The 24,251-nt window shown below is 62.3% G+C and carries 21 protein-coding genes; 9 read left to right on the top strand and 12 right to left on the bottom strand.

The window, feature by feature from the left end; translation table 11 throughout:
- Positions 1–10 precede the first annotated feature (10 nt).
- Together glgX and AC1DJO_RS19415 are read left to right on the top strand one after the other, a co-directional pair.
- Entirely contained in the window at positions 11–1,981 is a 1,971-nt protein-coding gene (glgX, locus tag AC1DJO_RS19420) for a glycogen debranching protein GlgX (RefSeq protein WP_477972520.1), read from the top strand.
- Positions 1,982–2,071: 90 nt separating this feature from the next.
- Positions 2,072–2,557 (top strand): MaoC family dehydratase, encoded by a 486-nt coding sequence (locus AC1DJO_RS19415; RefSeq protein WP_477972518.1) that lies wholly within the window; start codon positions 2,072–2,074, stop codon positions 2,555–2,557.
- Positions 2,558–2,595: 38 nt separating this feature from the next.
- Here the strand turns inward: AC1DJO_RS19415 and AC1DJO_RS19410 are convergent, their stop codons facing one another.
- The 5 genes from AC1DJO_RS19410 to AC1DJO_RS19390 are packed head-to-tail and all read right to left on the bottom strand — an operon-like array spanning position 2,596 to position 8,153.
- Positions 2,596–3,144 carry a sarcosine oxidase subunit gamma gene (locus AC1DJO_RS19410; protein ID WP_477972516.1) on the bottom strand — a complete coding sequence of 183 codons (549 nt, stop codon included), beginning with the start codon at positions 3,142–3,144 and terminating at the stop codon, positions 2,596–2,598.
- Positions 3,137–6,130 carry a sarcosine oxidase subunit alpha gene (locus AC1DJO_RS19405; protein ID WP_477972514.1) on the bottom strand — a complete coding sequence of 998 codons (2,994 nt, stop codon included), beginning with the start codon at positions 6,128–6,130 and terminating at the stop codon, positions 3,137–3,139. Before AC1DJO_RS19405 ends, AC1DJO_RS19410 begins: the two co-directional genes overlap by 8 nt.
- A complete protein-coding gene (locus AC1DJO_RS19400; RefSeq protein ID WP_112385574.1) occupies positions 6,127–6,486 on the bottom strand; it encodes a sarcosine oxidase subunit delta in 360 nt (119 codons plus the stop codon). The genes AC1DJO_RS19405 and AC1DJO_RS19400 overlap by 4 nt, the downstream gene beginning before the upstream one ends.
- A 12-nt stretch (positions 6,487–6,498) precedes the next feature.
- Positions 6,499–6,900 carry a hypothetical protein gene (locus AC1DJO_RS19395; protein WP_477972512.1) on the bottom strand — a complete coding sequence of 134 codons (402 nt, stop codon included), beginning with the start codon at positions 6,898–6,900 and terminating at the stop codon, positions 6,499–6,501.
- The gene (locus tag AC1DJO_RS19390) at positions 6,900–8,153 is read right to left on the bottom strand and encodes a sarcosine oxidase subunit beta family protein (protein WP_112516807.1); all 1,254 of its coding nucleotides are present in this window, start codon (positions 8,151–8,153) and stop codon (positions 6,900–6,902) included. The genes AC1DJO_RS19395 and AC1DJO_RS19390 overlap by 1 nt, the downstream gene beginning before the upstream one ends.
- A gap of 244 nt (positions 8,154–8,397) precedes the next feature.
- Between AC1DJO_RS19390 and AC1DJO_RS19385 the strand changes: the two genes are divergently transcribed.
- Positions 8,398–9,447: a FecR family protein gene (locus AC1DJO_RS19385; RefSeq protein ID WP_477972509.1), complete on the top strand. Its 1,050-nt coding sequence runs from the start codon at positions 8,398–8,400 to the stop codon at positions 9,445–9,447.
- Here the strand turns inward: AC1DJO_RS19385 and AC1DJO_RS19380 are convergent.
- Positions 9,444–11,621: a CHASE2 domain-containing protein gene (locus tag AC1DJO_RS19380; RefSeq protein WP_477972553.1), complete on the bottom strand. Its 2,178-nt coding sequence runs from the start codon at positions 11,619–11,621 to the stop codon at positions 9,444–9,446. The two genes, AC1DJO_RS19385 and AC1DJO_RS19380, sit on opposite strands and share 4 nt — an antisense overlap.
- Positions 11,622–11,899: 278 nt before the next feature.
- Here AC1DJO_RS19380 and rpsU point away from each other — a divergent pair, with 278 nt between their 5' ends.
- The 5 genes from rpsU to AC1DJO_RS19355 all read left to right on the top strand — a co-directional run bounded on the left by rpsU (position 11,900) and on the right by AC1DJO_RS19355 (position 16,627).
- Positions 11,900–12,112 carry a 30S ribosomal protein S21 gene (gene rpsU / locus AC1DJO_RS19375; RefSeq protein WP_003585885.1) on the top strand — a complete coding sequence of 71 codons (213 nt, stop codon included), beginning with the start codon at positions 11,900–11,902 and terminating at the stop codon, positions 12,110–12,112.
- 137 nt (positions 12,113–12,249) lie between these two features.
- Entirely contained in the window at positions 12,250–13,122 is an 873-nt protein-coding gene (locus tag AC1DJO_RS19370) for a tetratricopeptide repeat protein (RefSeq protein ID WP_477972507.1), read from the top strand.
- Between the two features lie 24 nt (positions 13,123–13,146).
- Positions 13,147–14,211: an NAD(P)/FAD-dependent oxidoreductase gene (locus AC1DJO_RS19365; protein WP_477972504.1), complete on the top strand. Its 1,065-nt coding sequence runs from the start codon at positions 13,147–13,149 to the stop codon at positions 14,209–14,211.
- A gap of 212 nt (positions 14,212–14,423) precedes the next feature.
- Positions 14,424–16,082 carry a sensor histidine kinase gene (locus AC1DJO_RS19360; protein ID WP_477972502.1) on the top strand — a complete coding sequence of 553 codons (1,659 nt, stop codon included), beginning with the start codon at positions 14,424–14,426 and terminating at the stop codon, positions 16,080–16,082.
- Positions 16,083–16,144: 62 nt separating this feature from the next.
- Positions 16,145–16,627 carry a DUF992 domain-containing protein gene (locus AC1DJO_RS19355; protein WP_112385581.1) on the top strand — a complete coding sequence of 161 codons (483 nt, stop codon included), beginning with the start codon at positions 16,145–16,147 and terminating at the stop codon, positions 16,625–16,627.
- Positions 16,628–16,744: 117 nt separating this feature from the next.
- Here the strand turns inward: AC1DJO_RS19355 and AC1DJO_RS19350 are convergent, their stop codons facing one another.
- The 6 genes from AC1DJO_RS19350 to AC1DJO_RS19325 form a co-directional block, all read right to left on the bottom strand.
- Positions 16,745–18,139, bottom strand: a complete 1,395-nt coding sequence (locus tag AC1DJO_RS19350; RefSeq protein WP_477972500.1) for an NAD(P)(+) transhydrogenase (Re/Si-specific) subunit beta — start codon at positions 18,137–18,139, stop codon at positions 16,745–16,747.
- A gap of 10 nt (positions 18,140–18,149) precedes the next feature.
- Positions 18,150–18,548, bottom strand: coding sequence for a proton-translocating transhydrogenase family protein (locus AC1DJO_RS19345; protein WP_112385583.1), 399 nt, complete (start codon positions 18,546–18,548; stop codon positions 18,150–18,152).
- A complete protein-coding gene (locus AC1DJO_RS19340; RefSeq protein WP_477972498.1) occupies positions 18,548–19,696 on the bottom strand; it encodes a Re/Si-specific NAD(P)(+) transhydrogenase subunit alpha in 1,149 nt (382 codons plus the stop codon). The genes AC1DJO_RS19345 and AC1DJO_RS19340 overlap by 1 nt, the downstream gene beginning before the upstream one ends.
- A gap of 96 nt (positions 19,697–19,792) precedes the next feature.
- A complete protein-coding gene (locus tag AC1DJO_RS19335; RefSeq protein ID WP_112385585.1) occupies positions 19,793–20,017 on the bottom strand; it encodes an aa3-type cytochrome c oxidase subunit IV in 225 nt (74 codons plus the stop codon).
- A gap of 178 nt (positions 20,018–20,195) precedes the next feature.
- A complete protein-coding gene (locus AC1DJO_RS19330; protein WP_112385586.1) occupies positions 20,196–20,948 on the bottom strand; it encodes an N-acyl amino acid synthase FeeM domain-containing protein in 753 nt (250 codons plus the stop codon).
- Positions 20,949–21,091: 143 nt separating this feature from the next.
- Positions 21,092–23,389, bottom strand: a complete 2,298-nt coding sequence (locus tag AC1DJO_RS19325; RefSeq protein ID WP_477972496.1) for a putative bifunctional diguanylate cyclase/phosphodiesterase — start codon at positions 23,387–23,389, stop codon at positions 21,092–21,094.
- A 321-nt stretch (positions 23,390–23,710) separates the two neighbouring features.
- Here AC1DJO_RS19325 and AC1DJO_RS19320 point away from each other — a divergent pair, with 321 nt between their 5' ends.
- The gene (locus AC1DJO_RS19320; RefSeq protein ID WP_477972494.1) at positions 23,711–24,250 is read left to right on the top strand and encodes a TRAP transporter small permease subunit; all 540 of its coding nucleotides are present in this window, start codon (positions 23,711–23,713) and stop codon (positions 24,248–24,250) included.
- Position 24,251: the final 1 nt, after the last annotated feature.

The following is a 24,251-nucleotide window of genomic DNA, read 5'->3' as shown; positions in this document are numbered from 1 at the left end:
CCGGGGGCACATGCGGGCGGACAACAGGGCAAAAGGCGGCGCCGTTCTTTTCGAGACCGGCGTCGAGTTCACAGTCTGGTCGCAACATGCCGCAGAGATCCAGCTCTGCCTCTTCGACAAGAGCGGCAACAAGCAGGTCGCGCGCCTACCGATGGTGCGCGAGGATGGCTACATCCACCGCCTCTTCGTCGATAACCTGAAGGAAGGCGCACACTACGGCCTGCGGGCCGACGGTATCTATGCGCCTGATAACGGCCTGTGGTTCGACCCGTCGAAGCTACTCGTCGATCCCTACGCCAAGGAACTCGACCGTCCGTTCCGCCATGATCCGCGCCTCGGCACCTTTGGTGAAGAGACCCAGGACTTGATGCCCAAGGCGATCGTCACCCGCGATCAGAAGGCAAAGCTTGGAAAACCGCTGTTCCGTCCCGGCGGCTTCATCTATGAGGTCGCGGTCAAGCCCTTCACCATGCTGCATCCGGATGTGCCCGAGAAGCAGCGCGGCACTGTCGCCGCGCTAGCGCACCCTTCGGTCATCGCGCATCTCAAGCGGATCCGCGTCGATGCGGTCGAACTAATGCCGATCACCGCCTGGATCGACGAACGCCACCTGCCGCCGCTCGGACTGACCAACGGCTGGGGCTACAATCCCGTCGCCTTCATGGCGCTCGATCCCCGCCTCTGCCCCGGCGGCATGGCCGAGCTGCGCGATACTGTCGCCAAGCTGCATGCCGAAGGCATCGCCGTCATCCTCGATCTCGTTTTCAATCACACCGGCGAAAGCGACCGCTACGGCACGACGCTGTCAATGCGCGGGCTCGACAACCTCTCCTTCTACCGCCACCTGCCGGGCCGCCCGGGCCAGCTCGTCAACGATACCGGAACCGGCAACACAGTCGCCTGCGATCACCCCTATATCCGCCAGCTGATCATCGACAGCCTCAGGCATTTCGTTCTCGGCGCCGCGATCGATGGCTTCCGCTTCGATCTGGCCCCCGTGCTCGGCCGCACTGCCTCCGGCTTCGAAGGTCACGGTGAGACACTGTCGGCGATCCTCGCCGACGACGTGCTTGCTGATCGCATCATGATCGCCGAGCCCTGGGATATCGGCCCGGGCGGCTATCAGCTGGGCAATTTCCCCGGCGCCTTCCTCGAATGGAACGACCGCGTCCGCGACGATATCCGCTGCTACTGGCGTGGTGACGACTGGAAGACCGGGCCGCTGGCAACCGCACTTGCCGGCTCCTCCGATATCTTCTCGCGCAACGGCGCCGCTCTGACCCGCAGCGTCAACTTCCTCGCGGCCCATGACGGTTTCACGCTCAAGGACCTCGTCTCCTATAACGGCAAACACAACGAGGCGAACGGCGAGGACAATCGCGACGGCCACAACGAGAACCATTCCTGGAACAACGGCGTCGAAGGCGAGACGAGATATCCTGACATTATCGCAAGGCGCCGCGCCGATCTGATGGCGCTAATTGCGACGCTGTTTGCCAGCCGCGGCAGCGTCATGCTGACCGCCGGCGACGAGGGCGGCCGCAGCCAGCGCGGCAACAACAACGCCTATTGCCAGGACAACGAGATCACCTGGATGGATTGGAAGACGCTCGATGACGAGCTGATCGCCCACACCGCCTTCGTCTCGGCGCTCAGAAAGCGCTTCGCCGTCTTCTTTGAAAGAGGCTTCTTCACCGGCGATGGCGACGTCACCTGGCTGTCTCCGTCAGGCCAGCCGATGACCACTGGCGAATGGGAGACGCCCAACCTCTCGTCTTTCGGCATGATGCTGGCGACCCGCGACGGCACGGCGCGAAAGATCGTCCGGCTTTCCGTGCTGTTCAACCGTTCGAACGCACCCGTATCGTTCACGCTTCCGGCCGGTGCCGCGTGGCGCGAACTGACGCGTTCCGGCAGTAAAAAGGTCGATCAGACGGTATCGCTTCCGGCCCGTAGCGCTATGTTCTATCTGGAAAATTGAGCCTTCCGGCCATCAGGCGCGAATCCTTGTCGCAACCGTCACAAAGGCGCGATAAGGCTTCATGCTTGCGGCTGTTTTGACGAGGATTGTATGGGTAAGGAAATTGCGCTCGCCGACGTGAAGGGTCTCGTCGGCACCAAGACCGGGATCTCCGATTGGATCACGGTCGACCAGACGATGATCGATGCCTTTGCCGGCGCCACCAACGACCACCAGTTCATCCATACCGATCCGGAACGCGCGGCCGCCGAAAGCCCGTACGGCGGAACGATCGCTCATGGCTTCCTGACGCTGTCTCTGCTCTCGGCGATGAATTTCGACGCTCTGCCGAAGATCCGCGAACAGACGATGGGCATCAACTACGGCTTCGACAAGATCCGCTTCATGTCGCCGGTGAAGACAGGCGCGCGCATACGCGGCCATTTCACCCTCGCCGACGCGCGCCTGCGCGGCGCGGCGATGATGATGACCACCTATGACGTGTCGGTCGAAATCGAGAACGAGAAAAAGCCGGCACTGACCGCAACATGGATTACGATAGCGCAATTCGATCCGAAGGACCGACCTGAGGTTTGAATCCGGGCCGCCGGATCACTCCGGCAGTCCGTCCGATATCAGTGCCCCGCGTCTTCCGCCCCGTCGGCAAGCAGACCGAAAACGAAGGTTGCGAAGGAGCGCCAGCATTCGACACGGAACGTATCGTCTTCCGTGCGGAAGAGGATGATTTCGGCCTTGCCGAAGATCGTGCGCGAGCAGGCTCCGACAGGGAATGTTGCGAGCGACGGGTCCTGAGGGCAGCCGGAGGCCAGAGCCAGTTCCGCACCCGGACCCGAGACGATGATACCGACATTGCGGTGCGAGACGTCGGTTGCCGAGTGCATCTCAGAGACGCCGGACAGCGCAGCCATCAGGTCGGCGCCAGTTTCGTCGATGACCAGCCATTCGTCCGGGCCGATCCAAAGCACCGAGCGTCCACCGGACCGGCCGGATGTCTTCGGCACGTTCGGGACGGTCACGCCAAGCGCTGCCGACAGCGCCTGCAACGAAGCCTGCGGCGCGCGCAGCGCCACCCGCGTTGCGGGTGCCGCCGAGGTCAGCCGGACGGCCGAGGAGCCGCCATGACGGCCGGAGAGAACGGATCTACGAATTGCGGTCTCAGCCATTGATCCGGCCTCCTTCCTTGTCAAAGAACACCATATCCGTCACCTCGACGGCAATGGTCTTGTCGGGCATCGGTATGTAGAGCGTCTCGCCCATCCGCGCCCTGCCGCCGGCAACGAGCGCGAAGGCGATCGAGCGGCCGCAATTTTCCGACCAGTAGGACGAGGTGACATGCCCGAGCATGGTCATCGGTTTCGGTTCGTTCGGGTTGGCAACGACCTGCGCACCTTCCTCGAGAACAACGTTCGGATCCTTGGTCACGAGACCGACCAGCTGCTTGCGGCCTTCCTTCGTCAGGTCGATGCGCTTCAGGCCGCGGATGCCGACGAAATCGGTCTTCTTCTTGGAAACCGCCCAGGAAAGACCGGCGTCATCAGGGGTAACAGTGCCGTCGGTATCCTGGCCGACGATGATGTAGCCCTTTTCGGCGCGCAGCACATGCATGGTTTCCGTACCGTAGGCGCAGGCGCCGAGCGGCTCTGCATTGGCCCAGACGGCTTCGAGCACGGCCTGACCGTAATCGGCAGGAACGTTGATTTCGAAACCGGCCTCACCGGTGAACGAAACGCGGAACAGACGTGCCGGAACACCCATGACCTTGCACTCGGCAACGCTCATATGCGGGAAGGCTTCGTTGGAGATATCGACGCCCTCGACGAGCGGCGCGATGATCTCGCGTGCCTTCGGGCCCTGAACCGCAATGACCGCCCACTGTTCCGTCACCGACGTCAGCCAGACGTTCAGATGCGGGAATTCCGTCTGCAGGTAGTCTTCCATATGGTTGAGAACGCGCGGCGCACCGCCCGTCGTCGTCGTCACATGGAAGCGATCCTCGCTCAGGCGGCCGACGACGCCGTCGTCGTAAACGAAGCCGTCTTCGCGGGTCATGATGCCATAGCGGCACTTGCCGGGCTTCAGCGTATCCCAGGCGTTGGTATACATCAGATTCATGAACTGGGCGGCATCCGGGCCGACAACCTCGATCTTGCCGAGGGTCGAAGCATCGAATACGCCCGCGACTTCACGTGCCGTCCTGCACTCGCGCGAAACGGCCTGATGCATGGTTTCGCCCGCACGCGGATAGAACCAGGCGCGTTTCCAGTTCCCGACATCCTCGAACACCGCACCCTGCGCCTCTTCCCACTGGTGAAGCGGCGTCTTGCGCGTAGGGTCAAACAGTTCGCCACGCGAATGCGCGATCAGCGTACCATAAGTGACAGGCGTATAGGGCGCGCGGAAGGTCGTGAGACCGACCTGCGGGATATCCTTGCCCAGCATTTCGGCGGCGATCGCCAGGCCGTGCATGTTGGACAGCTTGCCCTGGTCGGATGCCATGCCATTCGTCGTGAAGCGCTTGATATGCTCGATCGAATGCATGCCTTCGCGAACGGCAAGGCGGATGTCCTTGGCGCAAACGTCGTGCTGGAAATCAATGAAGGCCTTGGCACTGGTATCGGGGCCGGCACCTTCAGCGGCGCCGATCATTCCGCCGGTCCACTGGAAGGCCTGCTCGGCAGCGATGCTGATCTTGCCGCTGCCCTGCCTGCCAGATGCCTGTGCCATCAGTTCACCGGCAGCGAGCGATTCTTCGATCGTCTGCTGCAGATCGTCGGTGCCGTTGCAGGCGCCGACCGAAAGGCATTCCTGCGCATAGGTGCCCGGCAGGAATCGCTCGGTTTCCACGTCGAATTTCACCTTGCCGCGAGACTGCGAGAACAGATGCACCGACGGCGTCCAGCCGGCGGACACCAGCAGCGCGTCGATGGCGATCTTGCGCGGCGAGCTGCCGCCATTGCGGGCAACGGTCATCGAGGAGACGCGCAGCTTGCCGGCGGTATCAAGCACCGCATGGCCTGCCAGCACCTCGATGCCGAGCGAACGGGCTTCGACCAGAACCGCGGCACCCGGCTGCGGGCGGCAATCAACGATCGCCGCGATCGCAACACCGGCGCGCTTCAGATCGAAGGCAGCCTCATAGGCCGAGTCATGCGCGGTATAGACGCCGACCTTCGCACCGACGGCCACGCCGTACTGGTTGAGATACATGCGCGCGGCAGATGCCAGCATGATGCCCGGGCGGTCGTTGTTCGGGAACACCATGTGGCGCTCGATCGCACCATTGGCGAGGATAACCCGCTTCGCACGCACCTGCCAGAGTCGCTCGCGCGGCAATTCGCGGCCGGGGTTGGAAACGTGATCGGTAACGCGCTCGGCGAGCGCCACGAAATTGTGGTTGTAGTAGCCGAAGGCCGTCGTGCGGGTCAGCACCTGGACATTGTCCATCGCCCGGAGCTTGGCAGCCGTCTGCTGCGCCCAGGCATAGCCATCGACGCCATCGATCCTGACGCCGCTGTCATAACGCAGCGCGCCGCCGACATCCGCCTGCTCGTCGCAGAGGATGACGCTTGCGCCGGCTTCGGCCGCAGCAAGAGCCGCCGAAAGACCGGCAACGCCGGCACCGGCGACCAGCACGTCGCAATGCGCGTAGCGGCTGGCATAGTGATCGGGATCGGCTTCGGCCGGCGCGACACCCAGACCGGCAGCCCGGCGGATCATCGGCTCGTAGACATGCTTCCAGGCAGCCTTCGGCCACATGAAGGTCTTGTAGTAGAAACCGGCCGCGAAGAACGGCGACATCAGGTTGTTGACGCCGCCGATATCGAAGGCGAGCGACGGGAAGCGGTTCTGCGACTTGACGATCATGCCGTCGAAGACTTCCTGAACCGTGGCGCGCACGTTCGGCTGCTTGCGGGCGCTGTCGCGCGCAACGTCGATCAGCGCATTCGGCTCTTCCGCACCGGCAGATAGGATGCCGCGCGGACGGTGGTACTTGAAGGAACGGCCGACCAGATGCACGCCATTGGCAATCAGCGCCGAAGCGACGGTGTCGCCCTCAAGCGCCGTGTAGCTTTTGCCGTCGAAGGTGAAGCGGGCGGTCCTGGCAGGCGTCAGACGCCCCTTGCCTGCAATACGGTTCGCGCCGCTCATTTCGCGTCTCCCTCTCGGTTGTCTTCGACAACCACGGCTTCATAGGTTTCGACGGGGGCGTGCGGAACGGCGGCAGCGCCGATCTCAGGCTTCGGCTCGCCTGCCTTGTACGTCTTGATGAATTTGTCGCTGATCGTGTCGCGCGCCGCATTGAAGAAGCGGCCACAGCCGTTCATGTGCCGCCAGCGCTCGAAGATCAGTCCCTTCGGATTGTTGCGCAGGAAGAAATACTCTTCGAACGCCTCGTCGGAGATCGACGCGATGTCGGTTGGGCGGGCGATATGCGCATCGCCGGCGCCGCGGAATTCGAGCTCGGAGCGCTCTTCCTGACAGTAAGGGCAGTAGATCAGTAGCATGTGATACCTGTCTTAGAGTTCCGATCCGGAAACGATGGTTCCGGGAGGTTGATTGCAAAGCCGCCTGCCAAGCGCGACATAGGGGCCGATCCGTTTGAGCAGCTGCTCGAAATTCTCATAGGGCTTCAACACATCCGTTATGCCGATATTCGCGAAAGCCATTCCGTATAAGTCCGTATCGATCACGTAGGCCCTGTCTTTCGAACCGCCCTCCGACGGCAGGAAATAGACTGCCGGCTGGTGGAAAACGAAGGCGCAGGCCAGCATTCCGCTATCCGCCACAAAGGGCCAGTCCTTCTCGCCCCCTGCCCGTTCTATCTTCTGAAGCCGGAAATCCCCGGTTTCCGGCACGACATTGCCAGTGGGCACCGCCCCCATGACAAGTCCCGCCGAAAGGAGGACTTCCGCAATCATCAGTGCGCCACGGCGGCAGCCGCTGCCTCGTCGATGAGGCGGCCGGTCCGGAAGCGGTCAAGCGTCAGCCCGGCATTGAACTTGTGCGCCTCGTCGCGGGCGATGAGATGCGCAAACAGGTTCGCCGAACCCGGCGTTGCCTTGAAGCCGCCCGTACCCCAGCCGCAGTTGACGTAGAGGCCCGGTACCGGCGTCTTCGACTGGATCGCCGAACGATCCGGCGTGTTGTCGACGATACCGCCCCACTGGCGCATCATCTTGACGCGGCGGAACATCGGGAAGAGTTCGCAGATGGCGTCCAACGTATGGGTGATGATCTGCAGGCCACCGGTCTGCGAGTACGAATTGTATTGGTCCGTACCGGCGCCGATGACCAGCTCGCCCTTGTCCGACTGCGAAATATAGGCATGCACGGTGTTCGACATGACGACGCAGGGGAAGATCGGCTTCAGCGGCTCGGACACCAAGGCCTGAAGCGGGCTCGATTGCAGCGGCACGCGCACGTCGGCCATGTTCATCACGACGGTGGAGTGACCGGCGGCAGAAACGCCGATTTTCTTCGCGCCGATGTAGCCACGGTTCGTCTCGACACCGGTGACACGGCCATCGGGGCCGCGGCGGATGCCGGTGACTTCGCAATTCTGGATGATGTGGACGCCGCGGTCCGAGGCGGCGCGCGCATAGCCCCAGGCAACCGCATCGTGACGGGCCGTACCGCCGCGGCGCTGCAGGGCGGCACCGTTGATCGGGTAGCGGGCGCTCGCGGAAATGTCGAGCGGCGGGCAATAGGCCTTGGCCTGCTCCGGCGTCAGCCATTCATTGTCGATGCCATAAAGACGGTTCGCATGGATGTGCCGCTTGAAGGACTGCTGGTCGTGAACATTGTGAGAGAGCATCATCACGCCGCGCGGCGAATACATCACATTGTAGTTGAGGTCCTGGGAGAGGTTCTCCCAGAGCTTCATCGAATGCTCGTAGATGTGCATGCTCTCTTCATAGAGATAGTTCGAGCGGATGATGGTCGTGTTGCGGCCGGTATTGCCGCCGCCGAGCCAGCCCTTCTCGAGCACCGCAACATTGGTGATGCCGTGCTCCTTGGCGAGATAGTAGGCGGCACCCAGACCATGACCGCCGCCGCCGATGATGATGACGTCGTATTCCGACCGCGGCTCCGGAGAAGTCCACTGCTTTTCCCAGCCCTTGTGGGCTCGGAGGGCTTCTCTCGCAACGGCAAAGACCGAGTATTTCCGCATCCGCCATCATCTCCTTAGGGACAGGCATTCTTCTTCGTGGCCATACAAATCGCAAATCCAAAAGCGGCACAACGTTTCTTTTGCGACGCGGAGCGGCTTTTGTTTGACATGCGCGAGATCGTACCGCGCGCCTGAGACCGTCCGGTTGCGCGTAAATGCAGTCGCTGCCTGGGGTTAGCCCAAGAGGGCAGGCAGACCGCGCGGCGAAGCACATGCTAATATCCATATATGTGAGGGATATTTCATGTGGTTTTCGCGATGTGCTGCAATTGCGGTACTCGGTTTGGCGTCATTGATCCCGGTAACGGCCGCGGCGGCAGAAGCCGTGGGCGAAGCTGTGGAGATAAAGACCGCAGTGACCGGCGAACAGGGGCCACTCGAAGTCAACTCCGCCGTCTATCGCGACGATCGCATCCGCACCTCGCAATCGGGCCTGGGGCAGTTCGTCTTCCGCGATGGAACCAAGCTTGCTGTCGGCTGGGGCTCATCCGTCGTCATCGACCGCTATGTATTCGATGACAGCGATTCCGTGAAGCGTCTTAGTATCAAGGCTGCAAAGGGCACGTTCCGCTGGATCAGCGGCAGCTCCAAGTCCTCGGCCTACCAGATCCTCACCCCTGCCGGAACGATCGGCGTCAGGGGCACCGCCTTCGATTTCTTCGTCGGTCCGGATGGCACGACGGCCGTCGTGCTTCTGAACGGCGCAGCGCAATTCTGCGGAGCTGGCGGCTGCCGGCAGCTGACGCGGCGCTGCGACCGCGTGATCGCCGATCGCAGCGGCGGCATGACCGACGTCAAGCATGTCGATCGCAGCGTGCTGCAGACGCTCGGCACCAATCGCGCCCTTCCGTTTCTGTCCGGCAGTCAGCGTCTCTCGGGCATGCTGGGCACCAGCTGCGGCATGAGCGCCGCATTGCAGGACCGGCGCGACCCGGTGGCCCCCGCTCCCCGCCTGGCGCCGCCGCCACCGCCTCCGCCGGTTCCACCGGAGAAACCGTCAAAACCGGATAAGCCTCACAAGCCCCATAAGCCGGACAAGCCGGATAGGCCCCACAAACCGGACAAGCCTGACAAACCGCACCGGCCGGACAGGCCCGACAGACCAGATCGGCCAGATCGGCCAGACAGACCTGATAGGCCGGATCGACCGGATAGCCCGGGTGGTCACGATCACGGCGGCGATGATCACGGCCATGGCCGCGGACACGGTACCCGCGACCATGATGGCGATCGCGGTGACAGGGGCGGCAACCGGGACGGAAGGGATCGCGGCAACTGGAGCCGCGGCCGTTAGGATTGGATGATCTGCCGTTTATGCGAAGCCGGTGGCGCATCACGGAAATGATCCGCACGGCGGGCGAGCTTGCGATAAAAATCCGGCAGGTGCGGCGACACGGCTCTGGCTTTCAGCCTGATGGCACCAGCAATCCGCCGGAGCGCTGGCGAGCGGCTCCGCAACGCCGAGAGCAGTTCCGCATGCAGCAGACGCAATTCGGTGAATTCGGCCGACCCGGCAAGCGTCGGGCCGCCGACGACGGCGAAGAGTTCGGTCCGCGTGCTTTTCCCCTTAAGCCCCACCGCGCCAGCCTCCAGCAGCGCCATCTCGCGCTGGCGCTTGGCGGTTTCCTCCGAAATCAGAATGTCGAAACCGACCTCCTTGCAGGAGGATTCGATACGCGCCGCGACATTGACCGCATCGCCGACTGCCGAATAGTTGAAACGCGTTTCCGCCCCCATGTTGCCGACGCAGGCGACACCGGTGTGGATGCCGATGCCTATCCCGACTTTCTGATCCGGGCCGAAACCGAAGGCATCGTCGGCGTTCAGCCGGGCGAGCGTCTCGCGCATCGCCAGCGCTGCACGCACCGCCTTCGCCTCGTGATCGGCCACATCGACGGGCGCATTCCAGAAGGCCATGATCGAATCGCCAATGAACTTGTCGAGCGTGCCTTCGTTTGCGATCACGTGGTGGCTCAAGGCATCGAGCAGCGTATTCAGAAAGTGGACGACAGCGGTTGGTGGAAGCCGCTCGCTGATCTCGGTGAAGTCGCGGACATCCACGAACATCACGGTCAACTCCCGGTCGTCGCCACCGAGGCGCAGCGCATCACGCGTGTGCTCTATTCTATAAAGCAGCGACGGCGAGAGATAATGACCGAAGGCGCGGCGCACCTCCCGCCTCTCCCGGTCGATGACGAGAATACGGAACGATGTCGCCGCGAAATGCGTGATCGAGCCGCCGAGAATCGGCGCCAGCGGATCAAGCAGCAGACCGAGCGCCGAGAAGCAGAACCAGGACGCGACCAGCGCCAGCGCGGTGATCGCCAGCCCGCAGGCGAGCGCGACGGCCGGGCTGACCAAGGTGGTTATGAATACCAGCAGCGTCCCGAGTACGGCGATCGCCAGGATCTCCAACCCGTCAGCCCAATCCGGCCGCGACAGGAAGTGACCCGAGAGGATCTGCTCCACCGTCTGCGCATGCAGCGACACGCCGGGCACATTTTCGCCGAGTGCCGTGGTGCGGATATCCTGCAGGCCGGCAGCAGATGTGCCGATGAAGAGAATGCTGCCGTTGATCGCCTCGGCGACGGCGGGCGGCGGACCGGTGCCATCGAGGATCAGCCGCGCAGAGATATAGCGTTCCGCCCGGTCGGGCGTGACGTAAAGCCAGAGTTCGCCTGCGGCCGTCACCGGTACGACGAAATCACCGATCTTCGCCGAGGTCATCACCCCGGCAACCCCTGGAGCGCCGGCCAGCACATAGGTCGATGCGCCCTGAGCCACCCGCAACGCTTCCATGGCGAGATTGGGATAGAACTGGCTACCATCACTGAGGAACAGCGGGACGGCCCTTACCACCGGCGAAGGATTGCCGGGATTGAGGCTGATGTGCCCGATCCCGGCGGCATTCTTCTCCAGCCCCGGCCGAAGCGGCGTTGCCGCCGCAAGATGCGGAAGTGCCGCCGCCGGATCTTCACCGGTAAAGGCAAAACCAGCCGTTACCGGCGGACGGTAGTCACCTTCGTTGGAAAGACCGAAGCCGAGCACGACGGGCCTGGAAGCGATCGAAGCGGCGAAGATCTGGTCGTTGTCGGGCAATTTCGCGATAACGGCCGGGTCGATGCCTTCGGCGTCCGCGGCGATCGCCCGCGGTGAAAGCCGGTCCGGCTCGGCAAACAGCATGTCGAAAGCGATCGCGGCGGCACCCATTTCGGAAAGACGCTCGACCAGATGCGCGAGCCGGTCGCGCGGCCAGGGCCATTGCCCGAACTCCTTGAGCGACGCCTCGTCGATATCGATCACGTGCACAGGCACCGGCTCGAATGGCCGCGGCGCGATCCGCTGATACTCATCGAAAGTGACATCCCGCGCCTGCCGCAGCAGCGAAGGGTCGCCCGCCCGAAGGGCCGTCAGCGCCGCAACGATCAACAGACCGATGAGAACGCCGATTTGCTGCGTACGCGTCATGAACATGCAGCGCTCTTGAGATGGAGCCACGCGGCGGCAGCGAATTTACGACGCTTTCGCATCAATGGCCACTCGCCCTTATGGATGGGTAGGTGGTGCGGCTGGCGGCTCTATCCGCCATTTTTTCCACACCAGTCCACATCCCGGCTGGACTTCCAGAAAGCGATCTGATATCCCGCATCACCAATCGCAAGGCTCTCGCCGCGCGAACGTTATGTTTTTGCCTCTGGCGCTGCGTCGCCTCATGGCGCAACCAAAACCAAAGGAACGTGATTCTCGTGCAGGTACTCGTCCGCGATAACAATGTTGACCAGGCTCTCCGCGCTCTCAAGAAGAAGATGCAGCGCGAAGGTATTTTCCGCGAAATGAAGATGCGCGATTACTACGAAAAGCCGTCGCAGAAGCGCGCTCGCGAAAAGGCAGAAGCTGTTCGCCGCGTTCGCAAGCTGGCTCGCAAGCGGGCACAGCGCGAAGGTCTGGTTGCACGCTAAGGCGTGCCCGTCGTTATTTCGACGTTTTCAGATGCATGTTGGCGGGGGCGATTGGTGTCGCCGCCGCCTTTTTAATTTGCCGCTGAAGATCGCATGTCCGTTCGCCCTCGGACATGACGCATGGGGAAAGCGCACGAATGGCTGATTTCTTGTTCTCTTCGTCCCGGTCCTTGCGCGCGCCCAAGGTGCCGCTTCTGCCGATGTTGGCGGTTCTTGCCGCGGTCGGCCTTGCCGGCTGCCAGACCGAAAACACCTCCGATGCCGTTATCCGCATCGACAAGGCCCAGGGCTCGGAAGGGAACATCGCCTCGTTGACTTCGGTCATCAACGCCAATCCGCGCGATCCGGAAGGCTACAACGTCCGTGGTTCGGCCTATGGCCGCGCCGGCCAGTTCAAGGCTGCGCTGAACGACTTCAACACGGCCCTGCAGATCAACCCGCGCTTCTTCCAGGCCTATGCCAACCGCGCGCTTGTCTATCGCAACATGGGCCAGCAGCAGCAGGCGATCGGCGACTACAATGCCGCCCTGCAGATCAACCCGAATTACGACGTCGCCTATATCGGCCGCGGCAATGTCTACCGCCAGGCAGGCCAGGACGATCCGGCTTTCAACGACTTCTCCAAGGCGATCCAGCTCGGCACCACCGACGGGCGCGCCTATCACAACCGCGGCCTGATCTTCCAGAAGCGCAATCAGCAGGACAAGGCGATCGACGACTTCTCGAAGGCGATCTCGCTTTCGCCGAATTCGCCCGAGCCATATAACGGCCGCGGCATCTCCTATATCGCGCTGAACGACGACGACAACGCGTTTGCCGATTTCAATCACGCGATCGAACTCAACGGCAACGTGGCCGAATCCTGGGCCAACCAGGCCTTGGTCTACGAACGCCGCGGCGACAAGGACAAGGCGATGCGCAGCTATCGCCATGCTGTCGGCCTCGACCCGAAATACCAGCCGGCGCGAGACGGCATGGCCCGGCTCGGCGCTCCCAGCAGCAACGGCTGATCCTGAAGTATTGGAGACGGCACCATGGCGGCGAAACAGCATGTGATCGTCGCCGGTGCCGGCATTATCGGCGCGTCCATCGCCTGGCATCTGACCCGCGACGGCGCCGACGTCACCGTGATCGCCGAAGATACCGGCGGTGTTGCGACTCCCAATTCTTTCGCCTGGATCAATGCCAGCTGGGGCAATCCCGAATTCTATTTCCGCTTCCGCCGCCGCTCTATGACAGAGTGGAAGCGTCTGGCCACCGAACTACCCGGCCTGCCGCTCTCCTGGTGTGGCGGCATCTGCTGGGATCTGCCTGAAGACGAGCTGCTCGCCTATGAGACCCAGCATGCGCAGTGGGGCTATGGCATCGAACGAATCGGCAAAGCCGGGATCGCCGCGCGCGAACCCTTCCTGACACAGCTGCCCGAGACCGCGCTCCATATTGCCGAAGAAGGCGCCGTCGAGCCGGTCGCGGCCGCCCGCCTGATGCTGGCTGATGCCGGGGCGCGCGGCGCAAAATTCGTCACCGCCGCCGTGCGCGGTCTTCTGCGGCGTGGTGAAGGCATTGCCGGCGTCGTCACGTCGACAGGCATCGTTGAGGCCGACCACGTGGTTCTGGCCGCCGGAGCAGGCGCTGTCCCGATTGCGGCTTCGGCGGGGATCACGCTGCCGATCGATGCGCCGGCAGGATTGATCGTTCATTCACGGCCGTTCGAAAAGCGCCTGAACGGCTTGGTTATCGCACCCGAACTTCACATGCGCCAGACCGCCGACGGCCGCATCATCGCAGGCAGCGACTTCGGTGGCAGCGATCCCGGCGCAGACCACAAGTCGACCGCCGCCGCATTGTTCGCCAAGGTGAAAGCCAATCTCGCCGGCAGCGAAGACCTGACAATGGAATTCTTCACTGTCGGCTACCGCCCGACGCCGAAGGACGGTTTTCCAATCATCGGCAACGGCGGTTGCCCGGGGCTCTATGTGGCCATCATGCATTCGGCCGTGACCTTGGCACCTCTCGCCGGGCTGCTGGCTGCGGGTGAGATCCTCTCCGGCGAGACCGAAAGCGAGCTGGAACCTTTCCGTCTGGCGCGCTTTGCCTGAGCAAGCTTTGCGGCTCACAACACAAAGCCGTCACCTTCATTTAGGAGGTTGCAACCCCATCCCCCACCCCCTAACATGACCCTGCATCGATAGCAGGCTATCGGGAATCAGAACGCGTTCAGGGCGATGGCGGCAATGCAGTTTTCTGCTTTCCTATCTGTTGGAAAAAGTTCCGGATTCCGTGTGTGCCGGCTAGGTGGAAGAGCCTGCCGATGAGCCTGCGTTCCCGCATGTTTCCAAAGGCCACGATCGGCACCTACCTGGTTGCGATGGCCGTCGCCATCGCCGTGCCGATCTTTGCCTTCGTGACGCTTCTGCTGCTGCAGCTGGAGGACAACCAGCGCGACACGCTGCGCCGCGAGACGGCGCAGGATGCACTCGCCCTCTCCCGCTCCGTCGACCGGCAATTGCAGGATATGGCCACCACGCTCCGCCTGCTCGCCACCTCGCCGGAGCTTGAGCACAATGACTACGCATCCTTCCACCAGCGCACCGAAACGGCGCTGCGCGGCGATACGCTTTATGTCATCGCCACTGACAAGGACGGCCAGCAGCTGCTGAATACCCGCCGCGATTTTGGCACGCAGCTCGGCAAGATGAGCAATCTCACGGCGCTCAAATACGCCATGGATAGCGGCCGGATCGAGGCCTCCAACGTTTTCCAGGGCAGCACCAGCGGCGAGTGGGTCTATAACGTCACCATGCCGGTCCAGACCGGCAACGCAGCGGCGCTGATCATCACCCAGAACGCCAAGGACCTGGCGAAGATGCTACAGCCGGAAGGCCTTGCGGCCGGATGGTCGGCAGCCGTCATCGACCAGTCCGGGCACGTCGTCGCCTCGGGCGGGCCCTTCGCCATTGAACCCGGCACCGCCTTCGACCCGCGTATCCTGCCTTCGCTCATCGCGTCCCGCGGCGTCTTCGAGGACCGCAAGATCCTGCCCGACCAGTTGCTCGGCTACGCGCAGATCCCCGGCTGGTCGTGGAAGACGGTAATCTGGGGGCCGATTTCGACGGCACAAGCTTCGATCCTGACGACTTGGCGCTTCCTGATCATTGGCGGCATTGCCCTCCTCGCCGTCGCCGTTTTCGCCGCCTATGCCGTGGCCCGCCAGGTGCGCACGACAATCCGCGATATCGCCGAGATGGCAAACCGGATGGGCGAGGGCCACATCGTCGCGCCGATCGATACCAGCGTCGTCGAGGCCAACCAGGTGGCCGTCGCGCTGTCCAACGCCTCCTTCGATCGCAGCCAGACCGAGGACCGGCTGCATTTCGTCATGAACGAACTGGTTCATCGCACCAAGAACCTGTTGACGCTCGCCCAGGCGATGATGCGCCAGCTTGCGAAGCAAGCCGACAGCGTCGAGGGTTTTCAGGCAGCGGTTGCCGAGCGGCTTGATGGCCTTGTGCGGTCGATCGAGCTCCTGACCAGCGAACAATGGGCGGGCGCCTCGCTGCGGCGGGTTGTGGATATCCATCTCGACGCCTTCCCCCAGGCAGTCGAGCAGATCGAGATTATTGGCAAGGACTTCATGCTCAAGCCCGAGGCCGTCCAGAATCTCGGACTGACGCTGCATGAACTGGCGACCAACTCGGTGAAATACGGCGCATTGTCGATCCCCGAGGGACGCGTGACCTTCTCCTGGGAGGAAGTCGAAGTGGAAAACCAGACGGAACCGATGCTCCGGTTCATCTGGCGGGAATTGAGTGGACCTGCGGTGAAAGTGCCGGAGCGCTCCGGATTCGGTACGACGGTCATCAAGATGCATGCGGCAGCTGCTTTCCGCGGCACCGTTCAGGTCGATTACCTGGCGGAAGGCCTGCTCTGGGTACTGACGGCAACGCGCAGCACACTAGCCCGCGATTAGAGCCGACGGGAACAATCAAAAGCACCACCCGTTTCGAACAGGTCATTCAAAGGAGAAGGACCATGTTCAAGCAAACGATGATCGCAGCCGCCGCGCTGACCGCTGCAGCCTGCGCCACACCGGCGGCAGCTGCCGATTATGTCAGCCTCGGGCGCCTCGTCTGCGGCTCGGACGGCGGTCAGGGTCTCATCATCAAGTCCGAGAAGAACCTGATCTGCACCTACACGCCGGCAGGCGGCGGGGCGAAGGCCGTCTACGCAGGCAAGATCGAGAAATACGGCATCGATATAGGCCAGACCGGCAAGAGCGTGATGATCTGGCAGGTGCTGGCCAAGACAGGCACAGACTTCCCGCAATTCGCGCTCGCCGGCGAATATTACGGCGTCGGTGCCGATGCCAGCTTCGGCGCTGGGGCCGGCGCCAAGGTGATTGCCGGCGGCACCAACCAATCCTTCATGCTGCAGCCGCTCAATGTCCAGGCCCAGGAAGGCCTGAACCTCGCTGTCGGTGTGGAGAAAATGACGCTGGCGCCCGCTGCGACCTGATCAAGGGTTCAGCGGCGAGGAAAAGGCCTGCCGCGGCAGGCCTTTTCTGTGCCACGGCCACAAAAGCAAAGAGCCCGGCGAAACCGGGCTCTTTCCGCACAGTAGCGTTCAAACCAATCAATGCCCGATGGACTTGTTGATCTCTTCGGTGACCTTCTTGGCATCGCCGAGCAGCATCATGGTGCCGTCCTTGTAGAACAGCGTGTTGTCGATACCGGCATAGCCGGAGCCGAGCGACCGCTTGACGAAGATGCAGGTCTTGGCCTTGTCGACGTCGAGGATCGGCATGCCGTAGATCGGCGAGGTCTTGTCGTCGCGTGCCGCCGGATTGGTGACGTCGTTGGCGCCGATGACATAGGCAACGTCGGCCTGGGCGAATTCCGAATTGATGTCCTCGAGCTCGAAGACCTCGTCATAGGGAACATTGGCTTCGGCCAGCAGCACGTTCATATGGCCGGGCATGCGGCCCGCCACCGGATGGATTGCGTACTTCACCTCGACACCGGCCTTCTTGAGATTATCGGCAAGCTCGCGCAGCGCATGCTGCGCCTGTGCCACCGCCATGCCGTAGCCCGGCACGATGATCACCTTCGAGGCATTGGCCATCAGATAGGCGGCATCCTCGGCTGAGCCGAGCTTGACCGTCTTGTCGGAATTGTCGGCCGCACCGCCTGAGGTCTCGCCGCCGAAGCCGCCGAGAATGACCGAGATAAAGGAGCGGTTCATGCCCTTGCACATGATGTAGGAGAGGATCGCACCCGACGAGCCGACCAGCGCGCCTGTGATGATCAGCGCCAGATTGCCGAGCGTGAAGCCGATGCCGGCAGCCGCCCAGCCCGAATAGGAATTGAGCATCGAGACGACGACGGGCATGTCGGCGCCGCCGATCGGCACGATCAGCAGCACGCCGAGCGCCAGTGCCAGCACGATGATCGCCCAGAAATCGAAATGGCTTTCGGTGACGGCAAGGCCGATGATGAAGAAGACAATCAGCACCAGCAGCGCGGCGTTGATAAGGTGGCGGAACGGCAGCATGATCGGCTTGCCGGACATCCGCCCGTCGAGCTTCAGGAAGGCGATGATCGAGCCGGTGAAGGTCAGCGCGCCGATGGCCGCACCGATCGCCATCTCGACACGCGCTTCGGCATGGATCGAGCCGATATCGCCGATGCCGAAGGAGAGCGGCGTATAGAGCGCCGATGCTGCAACGAGCACGGCGGCGAGGCCGACCAGCGAGTGGAAGCCGGCAACCAGCTGCGGCATCGAGGTCATCGGAATGACGCGGGCGATATAGGCGCCGGCACCGCCGCCGATCGCCAGGCCGAGCACGATCAGGACGAAGCCGATGAAGGACGGCGTTGCCAGCACCAGCGTCGTGAGGATAGCGATCCCCATGCCGATCATGCCATAGAGATTGCCCTTGCGGCTGGTGGCCGGATGGGAAAGACCGCGGAGCGCCAGGATGAACAGCACGCCGGAGACGAGGTAGAGGAAAGCTGCAATATTGGTCATGCGTCCGGCCTCACTTGTCCTTCTTGCGGTACATCGCCAGCATGCGCTGCGTGACGAGGAAGCCGCCGAAGATATTGACCGAGACGAGAACCAGCGCGACAAAGCCGAAGCCGGTTGCCAGACCGCTGGCCGAGATGCCGACTGCAAGCAGAGCGCCGACGACAATGACCGAGGAGATGGCGTTGGTCACCGCCATCAGCGGCGTGTGCAGCGCCGGTGTTACCGACCAGACCACATAGTAGCCGACGAATATCGCCAGCACGAAGATCGCCAGCTGGAAGACGAAGGGATCGATCGCCCCGCCTGTCGCAGCACTGGCGACTTCAGGCGCATGCGCCGCAGCCGTTGCCACCGCGGTGACGGCCTGGTCGAGCTGCTCGAGGGCCTTGTCCATTGCTTCACTGGCCATCAGTTATCCCCCTTCTTGGCGCCGCCGAATGCCGGATGCACGACATCGCCGGCATAAGTCAGCATCGTCGCCTTGATCAGCTCGTCGTCGAGATTGATGACCACCGTCTTCGTCTCCTTGTTGACCATGGTCTCCAGGAACGTCAGGAGGTTCTTGGCATAGAGCGCCGAGGCGCTGGCCGCGACACGGCCCGCCATGTTGGCATAGCCGATGACCTTGACGCCTTCGACCTCGGCCACCTGATCGGCCACCGCACCCTCGATATTGCCGCCGCGCTCGACCGCGAGATCGACGGCGATGGCGCCGGGCTTCATCGCCTTCAGCATCTCGCGCGTCACGAGGCGCGGTGCCGGACGGCCCGGGATCAGCGCCGTGGTGATGACGATGTCCTGCTTGGCGATATGTTCGGCAACCAGCGCTGCCTGCTTCGCCTGGTATTCTTTCGACATTTCCTTGGCGTAACCGCCAGCCGTTTCGGCGGCCTTGAACTCGTCGTCCTCGACGGCGATGAACTTGGCGCCGAGCGAGGCGACCTGTTCCTTTGCAGCCGGGCGAACGTCGGTGGCCGAAACCGCAGCGCCGAGACGGCGTGCCGTGGCAATCGCCTGCAGACCGGCAACACCGGCGCCCATGACGAAGACCTTGGCGGCCGGCACCGTGCCGGCAGCCGTCATCATCATCGGCATCGCCCGGTCATAGACCGCAGCCGCCTCGATGACCGCCTGGTAACCGGCGAGATTGGCCTGAGAGGAGAGCACGTCCATCGACTGGGCGCGGGTGATGCGCGGCATCAGTTCCATGGCGAAGGCGGAGAGACCGGCACTTGCCATCCCGGCAATCGCTTCGTCATTGCCGTAGGGATCCATGATGGCGATGACGACAGCACCGCTCTTGTATCCGGCAATCTCGGCAGCAGCCGGGCGGCGCACCTTCAGGACAACGTCGGCCGAAGCGGCATCGGCAGCCGTGCCGATCCTGGCACCGGCAGCCTCGAATTCCCCGTCCGGGATACGCGACAGGCCACCCGCCCCCGTCTCGACGATCACGTCGAAGCCGAGGCCCTTCATCTTCTTGACGGTCTCGGGTGACGCCGATACGCGCGTCTCCAAGTCCGCCGCTTCACGCGCGACGAATACGATAGTGCCCAACTGCCCCCTCCTCCGGGTCAGCCAGACCGCCGCGGGTCTCCCCGCTTATGGCCAAGCGTCAGAAAATCTTTGGAAAATCGCCCCTCCCTGCCGCGATCAACGCAGCAGGACCAGACCGGCGACGAGAATGATAAGGAAAACCAGGATGCCGCCGAGCAGGCCGCCACCGGTGAAGAAACCAGCCGTCATACCGAGCAGCAGGGCGACGAGGAACATCGTGCCGTACTTTGCGGCAGCGATGAACGTATTGTAAGTGGCCTCATGTTCCTTGTAGTCCATCGGCGCGCCAACTTCGACGGGTCCGGTGTGATGTTCGGCCATGAATATCGTCTCCCTCAAATGCCCGGTCCGCACAGTGCGGCAGACCGCCTGAATGCCATGATCAGCAGCGCTTGCAGCGGATCAATCCCTGTTCAGGGCTTACACAAAGCTTCGGGAAAGCGCAATGCATGACAATGCCGCATGCAGTACGCGGAAACGGCTTTCTTGCGCCATAGCCTCAGAGCGGCAGATCAGTGCCAAGCTCGCCCTCGGGCACGAAGCGCGCCGTTGGGATGATGGTCAGCGCCGGCGGCCCCTGATCCGCGACCCGGCCGAACATCATTCGCTGCTCGCTGGCGCTCGACATGAAGAACGGATAGCGCGTCAGCAGCTTGCGTCCGACTTCGAGCACATTGGTTGCCATCAGCGTCAGGTCGAAGCCGTAGATATCGGCCATCCGCGACGCGACGACGGTATCGGCGTAGAAAACCCGCTTGTAGAAGGCAGCATGGGCCGGGCGTACATGCTGCAATACGCGGTCGGCGCGGAAATGCGCAGCCGCAACGATGTTCGGGCGCAGCGTCAGATAAGGCAGCCAGGGAAGCTCCGCGGCCGCTTCGGGATCGGCCGCGAACCGGGCCGGATCGATCAGCGTCATTCCGGCATCAAGAAAGGCATCCATTTCGCCGGGAAAGATGCCGCCCGACTGCGACACGCGATGATCGGGCGTCACGTGATGAATGCGGATCGTGCTGACCAGTTCTTCATAATAGTACAGCCCGAAGACATAGGCCTGACGGTCGAAATCGACGTCATCGATCAGCGTGGTGGCCGCGACCGGCAGCACTTCGCGCGCCTTATAGGCCCGGAAGCGCAGGCGCTCCACATCTTCCATGTCCTCGGTGCTTTCAATGCGCCGGTATTCGACATGGTCGAGTATTTCCATCAGCTTCCTGCTGAAATCGCTGGTCGTCGAAAAACCGTCTGCCATCGTGCTCACCGCTTGTTAACGGATCATTAAGCATACCGCCCGTTCTCGCGCAATGATTGCAGACAATGTTAATCACATTTGAATCGTTAAGGTTAACGGCCGCCGCGGTTATGGTCGCTATACCCCTGAATTCTGAGGGGAAATCAGGCGGCGCCGGTCTTGCGGCGGGACGCGGGGCGCAGATTCGCGGAAAGAATGCCGATGTTCTGCGATGGAACAGGCTGCGAGAAGACGTAGCCCTGGATCAGATCGGCGCTGCGCTGCTTGTTGAGGATGGCAAGCTGATCTGCCGTCTCGACACCCTCGACAACGATCTTCAAACCAAGCTCGCGCGCCAGATTGACCGTGCCACGCAGCAGCTTCAGCCTGCGGGTATCCTGCACGATGTTGCGCACGAAGGAACGGTCGATCTTGACGATATCGAGCGGCAGCGTGTCGAGATAGCTGAGGCTGGAGAATCCGGTGCCGAAATCGTCGATGGCGATGGTGATGCCGCGCGAGCGCAGTTCCGCAAGGATGGCGCGCACCGCCGCCGGCTCGTCGATCAGGCAGCTTTCGGTCACTTCCAGATGCAGGCGCGCGGGTGGCAGACCGGTTCGCGACAGCGCCTCGGAGACCAGCGAGAGAATATCGTTGTCACGCAGGTCACGCGCCGAAAGGTTGACGGAGACGGCGATATGCTCCGGCCAGGTCATGCAGTCGGCGCAGGCGCGCAGCAGGATGAAGCGGGTGATATCGGAGATGATGCCCATCTCCTCGGCAAGCCGGATGAAGACATCGGGCGGGATCGAACCCCGTTCGGGATGCACCCAGCGCGCCAGCGCCTCGGCGCATTCGATCCGCGTTCCGTCGGTCTTGTACATCGGCTGGTAGACGGCGTTCAACGCGCCCGCCGCGACGGCATCGCGAAGATCAGCCTTCAGCTTCTGCTGCTCGACATAGCGGCCATCCATCTCGTGCTCGAAGCCGGCGATACCGCCGCGTCCACGCGACTTGCTCTCGAACAGTGCCAGATCGGCCTTGATGCTCCACTCATCCATTGCGAACGCGTTACCTTCCAGCACCGCATAGCCGGCGCTGAGCGAGATGAGGAAAGTCACCTCGTCGGCCTCGTAGTGCCCCTGGATCGCGGCATGCACGCCCCGCATTTCGCCTTCGAGCGCGTCCCGGCTCTTGGCATGCGGGAAGAAGATCACGAACTGGTCGCCCATCAGGCGCCCGACGATCGCGCTCCCGGCCTTCTCCTTCACCCGTTCGGCGATGGCACAGAGCAGCTTGTCGCCAGTGATGTGGCCGCGCATGTCGTTGACATGCTTGAACTCGTCGATATCGATGACCATGAAGCCGAGCGGGCCTTTGCGGCGCGGATGGCGGCCAAGATAATCCTGGACGAGTTGGCCGAAATATTCGCGGTTCGGCAGGCCACTCAACGCATCGAAGCGGACCATGTGCAGGATCTTCTGCTCCGCCTTCACTCTGCTCGACACATCCTCGAAGATCAGCACCGCGCCGCCATCGACCCGGCGCTTGGCAGAGAACTCCAGCGACAGGTCCTCGGGCAAGTGGATCAGCACTCGCGACATGCTGCCTTCCGCCACCTGCGACAGCTGGCGCAGAATGAGATCGGGCTGCGAGGAATCCATGAAACTGTAGCGGGCGCCATAGCGCAGCACCGCACCGAGATCCCGATCCTTCAGTCTGTCAGGGTCGCCGATCTTCAGGAGCTCACAGGCCTTGCGGTTGATCACCTGGATCCGGTTGCCGGGATCGACCATCACAAGGCCATGCGGCATGTTATTGAGCGCCGTATCGAACCGGTCGGCAATCAGCGAGATCTGCCGGTGGGCGATGACATTTTCGTAGAGAAACTCGCGCACACCGTTTGCCATCGCCCGCGTCGTCAGGCCGAAAGGAATGAGAAAGGCCGACAGGATAGCGCGATAGAAATCCAGCGCCATCAGGCTGCAGACGATCATCGGCAGGCAACAGGCAAGCGTTTGCAGGTCGATCGCCCGCTGCGAACCATAGTTGCGCCCAACCACCGATACCATCGACGCCATCGTCACAGCGATACAGGCGAGTTCGGCGAAGGGCTCCTTGAGGATGAAGATGGCATAACCGCTGCCGATGCCGAGAATGGCGGCGGTCGAGGTCGCTCCGGCGACGTAGATCGTCTCCCAGCGCTCGATATCGGCACGGCTCAGCGATTGCTTGTCCAGCTTGTCGAACTGGCGGAAGCTGAACATGCGTCCGGCGAAAATGATGAGAAATGCGAGCGCCAGCAGATAATAGAGCGGGGTATCGGCTTTTGCCGCCACTGCGGCGAAAGCGACAGCATGAACCACGACACCGGCCACAAGCGTCATGCGGTTCCCGAAGAGGGAACTCACGAACGACAGGTACACATCCTTCGGGACCCGGTTCGGGTTATGTGGCTTCATCCATATTTTCCCTGTGCGCGGGCACGATACTCAGAACCCTTTAAAATTTGATTGCATGAACCCTATGTATTTGGCTGGTTTTTCTAAAACTCCGGGGAGTATTTCAAAAACGGAGTGCGAATACACATCCGGGAGATGCATTATTCTTGACTTATATTAGGGTCGGCATCGGCCGCATACCGGCGAGCCCTCAGTGGCCACAACCATGGCGCCTACGACTAAACTCCTAGACGGGCCATTTCATCTTTCATTTTAGGGAACCCTCGTTTACACAAATTCCAACGAGGAGAACTTGCCGCAAAGGCAATACGGGGAGAAGAGATGGCGGCTCTGTTGAGTGTCAGCCGGCTGATCGATCGATTCAGCCAAGTCATCGGCAAGATTGCAGACTACATGGTGCTCTTCTGCTGCCTGATCAGCGCAGGCAATGCCATCGTCCGCTACACATTCAATTACAGCTCGAATGGCTGGCTGGAGATCCAATGGTATCTCTTCGCCTATGTCGTCGTGCTCGGCGCCGCCCACACGCTGCGGAACAATGAGCATGTGCGCGTCGATCTGATCTACGGCTCTGTCTCGGATCGCGCGCGGCTCTGGATCGATATCATCGGCCTCATCGTCTTCCTGATCCCGGCCTGCATCTTCCTTTCCATTCTCTGCTGGCCCTATTTCATGCATTCCTTCCAACAGGGCGAAGTCTCCGCCAATGCGGGCGGCCTGATCCGCTGGCCGGTGAAGTTCATGCTGTTTGCCGGCTTCACGCTTCTCAGCCTTCAGGGCATTTCGGAGCTGATCAAGAGGATCGCGGCACTCGCCGGCAACATCCAGATCGACACGAAATACGAAAAGCCGCTGCAGTAAG

The sequence above is a fragment of the Rhizobium sp. 05N430 genome (genome assembly GCF_056396985.1).
This window is presented reverse-complemented; position numbering and strand designations above follow the sequence as displayed.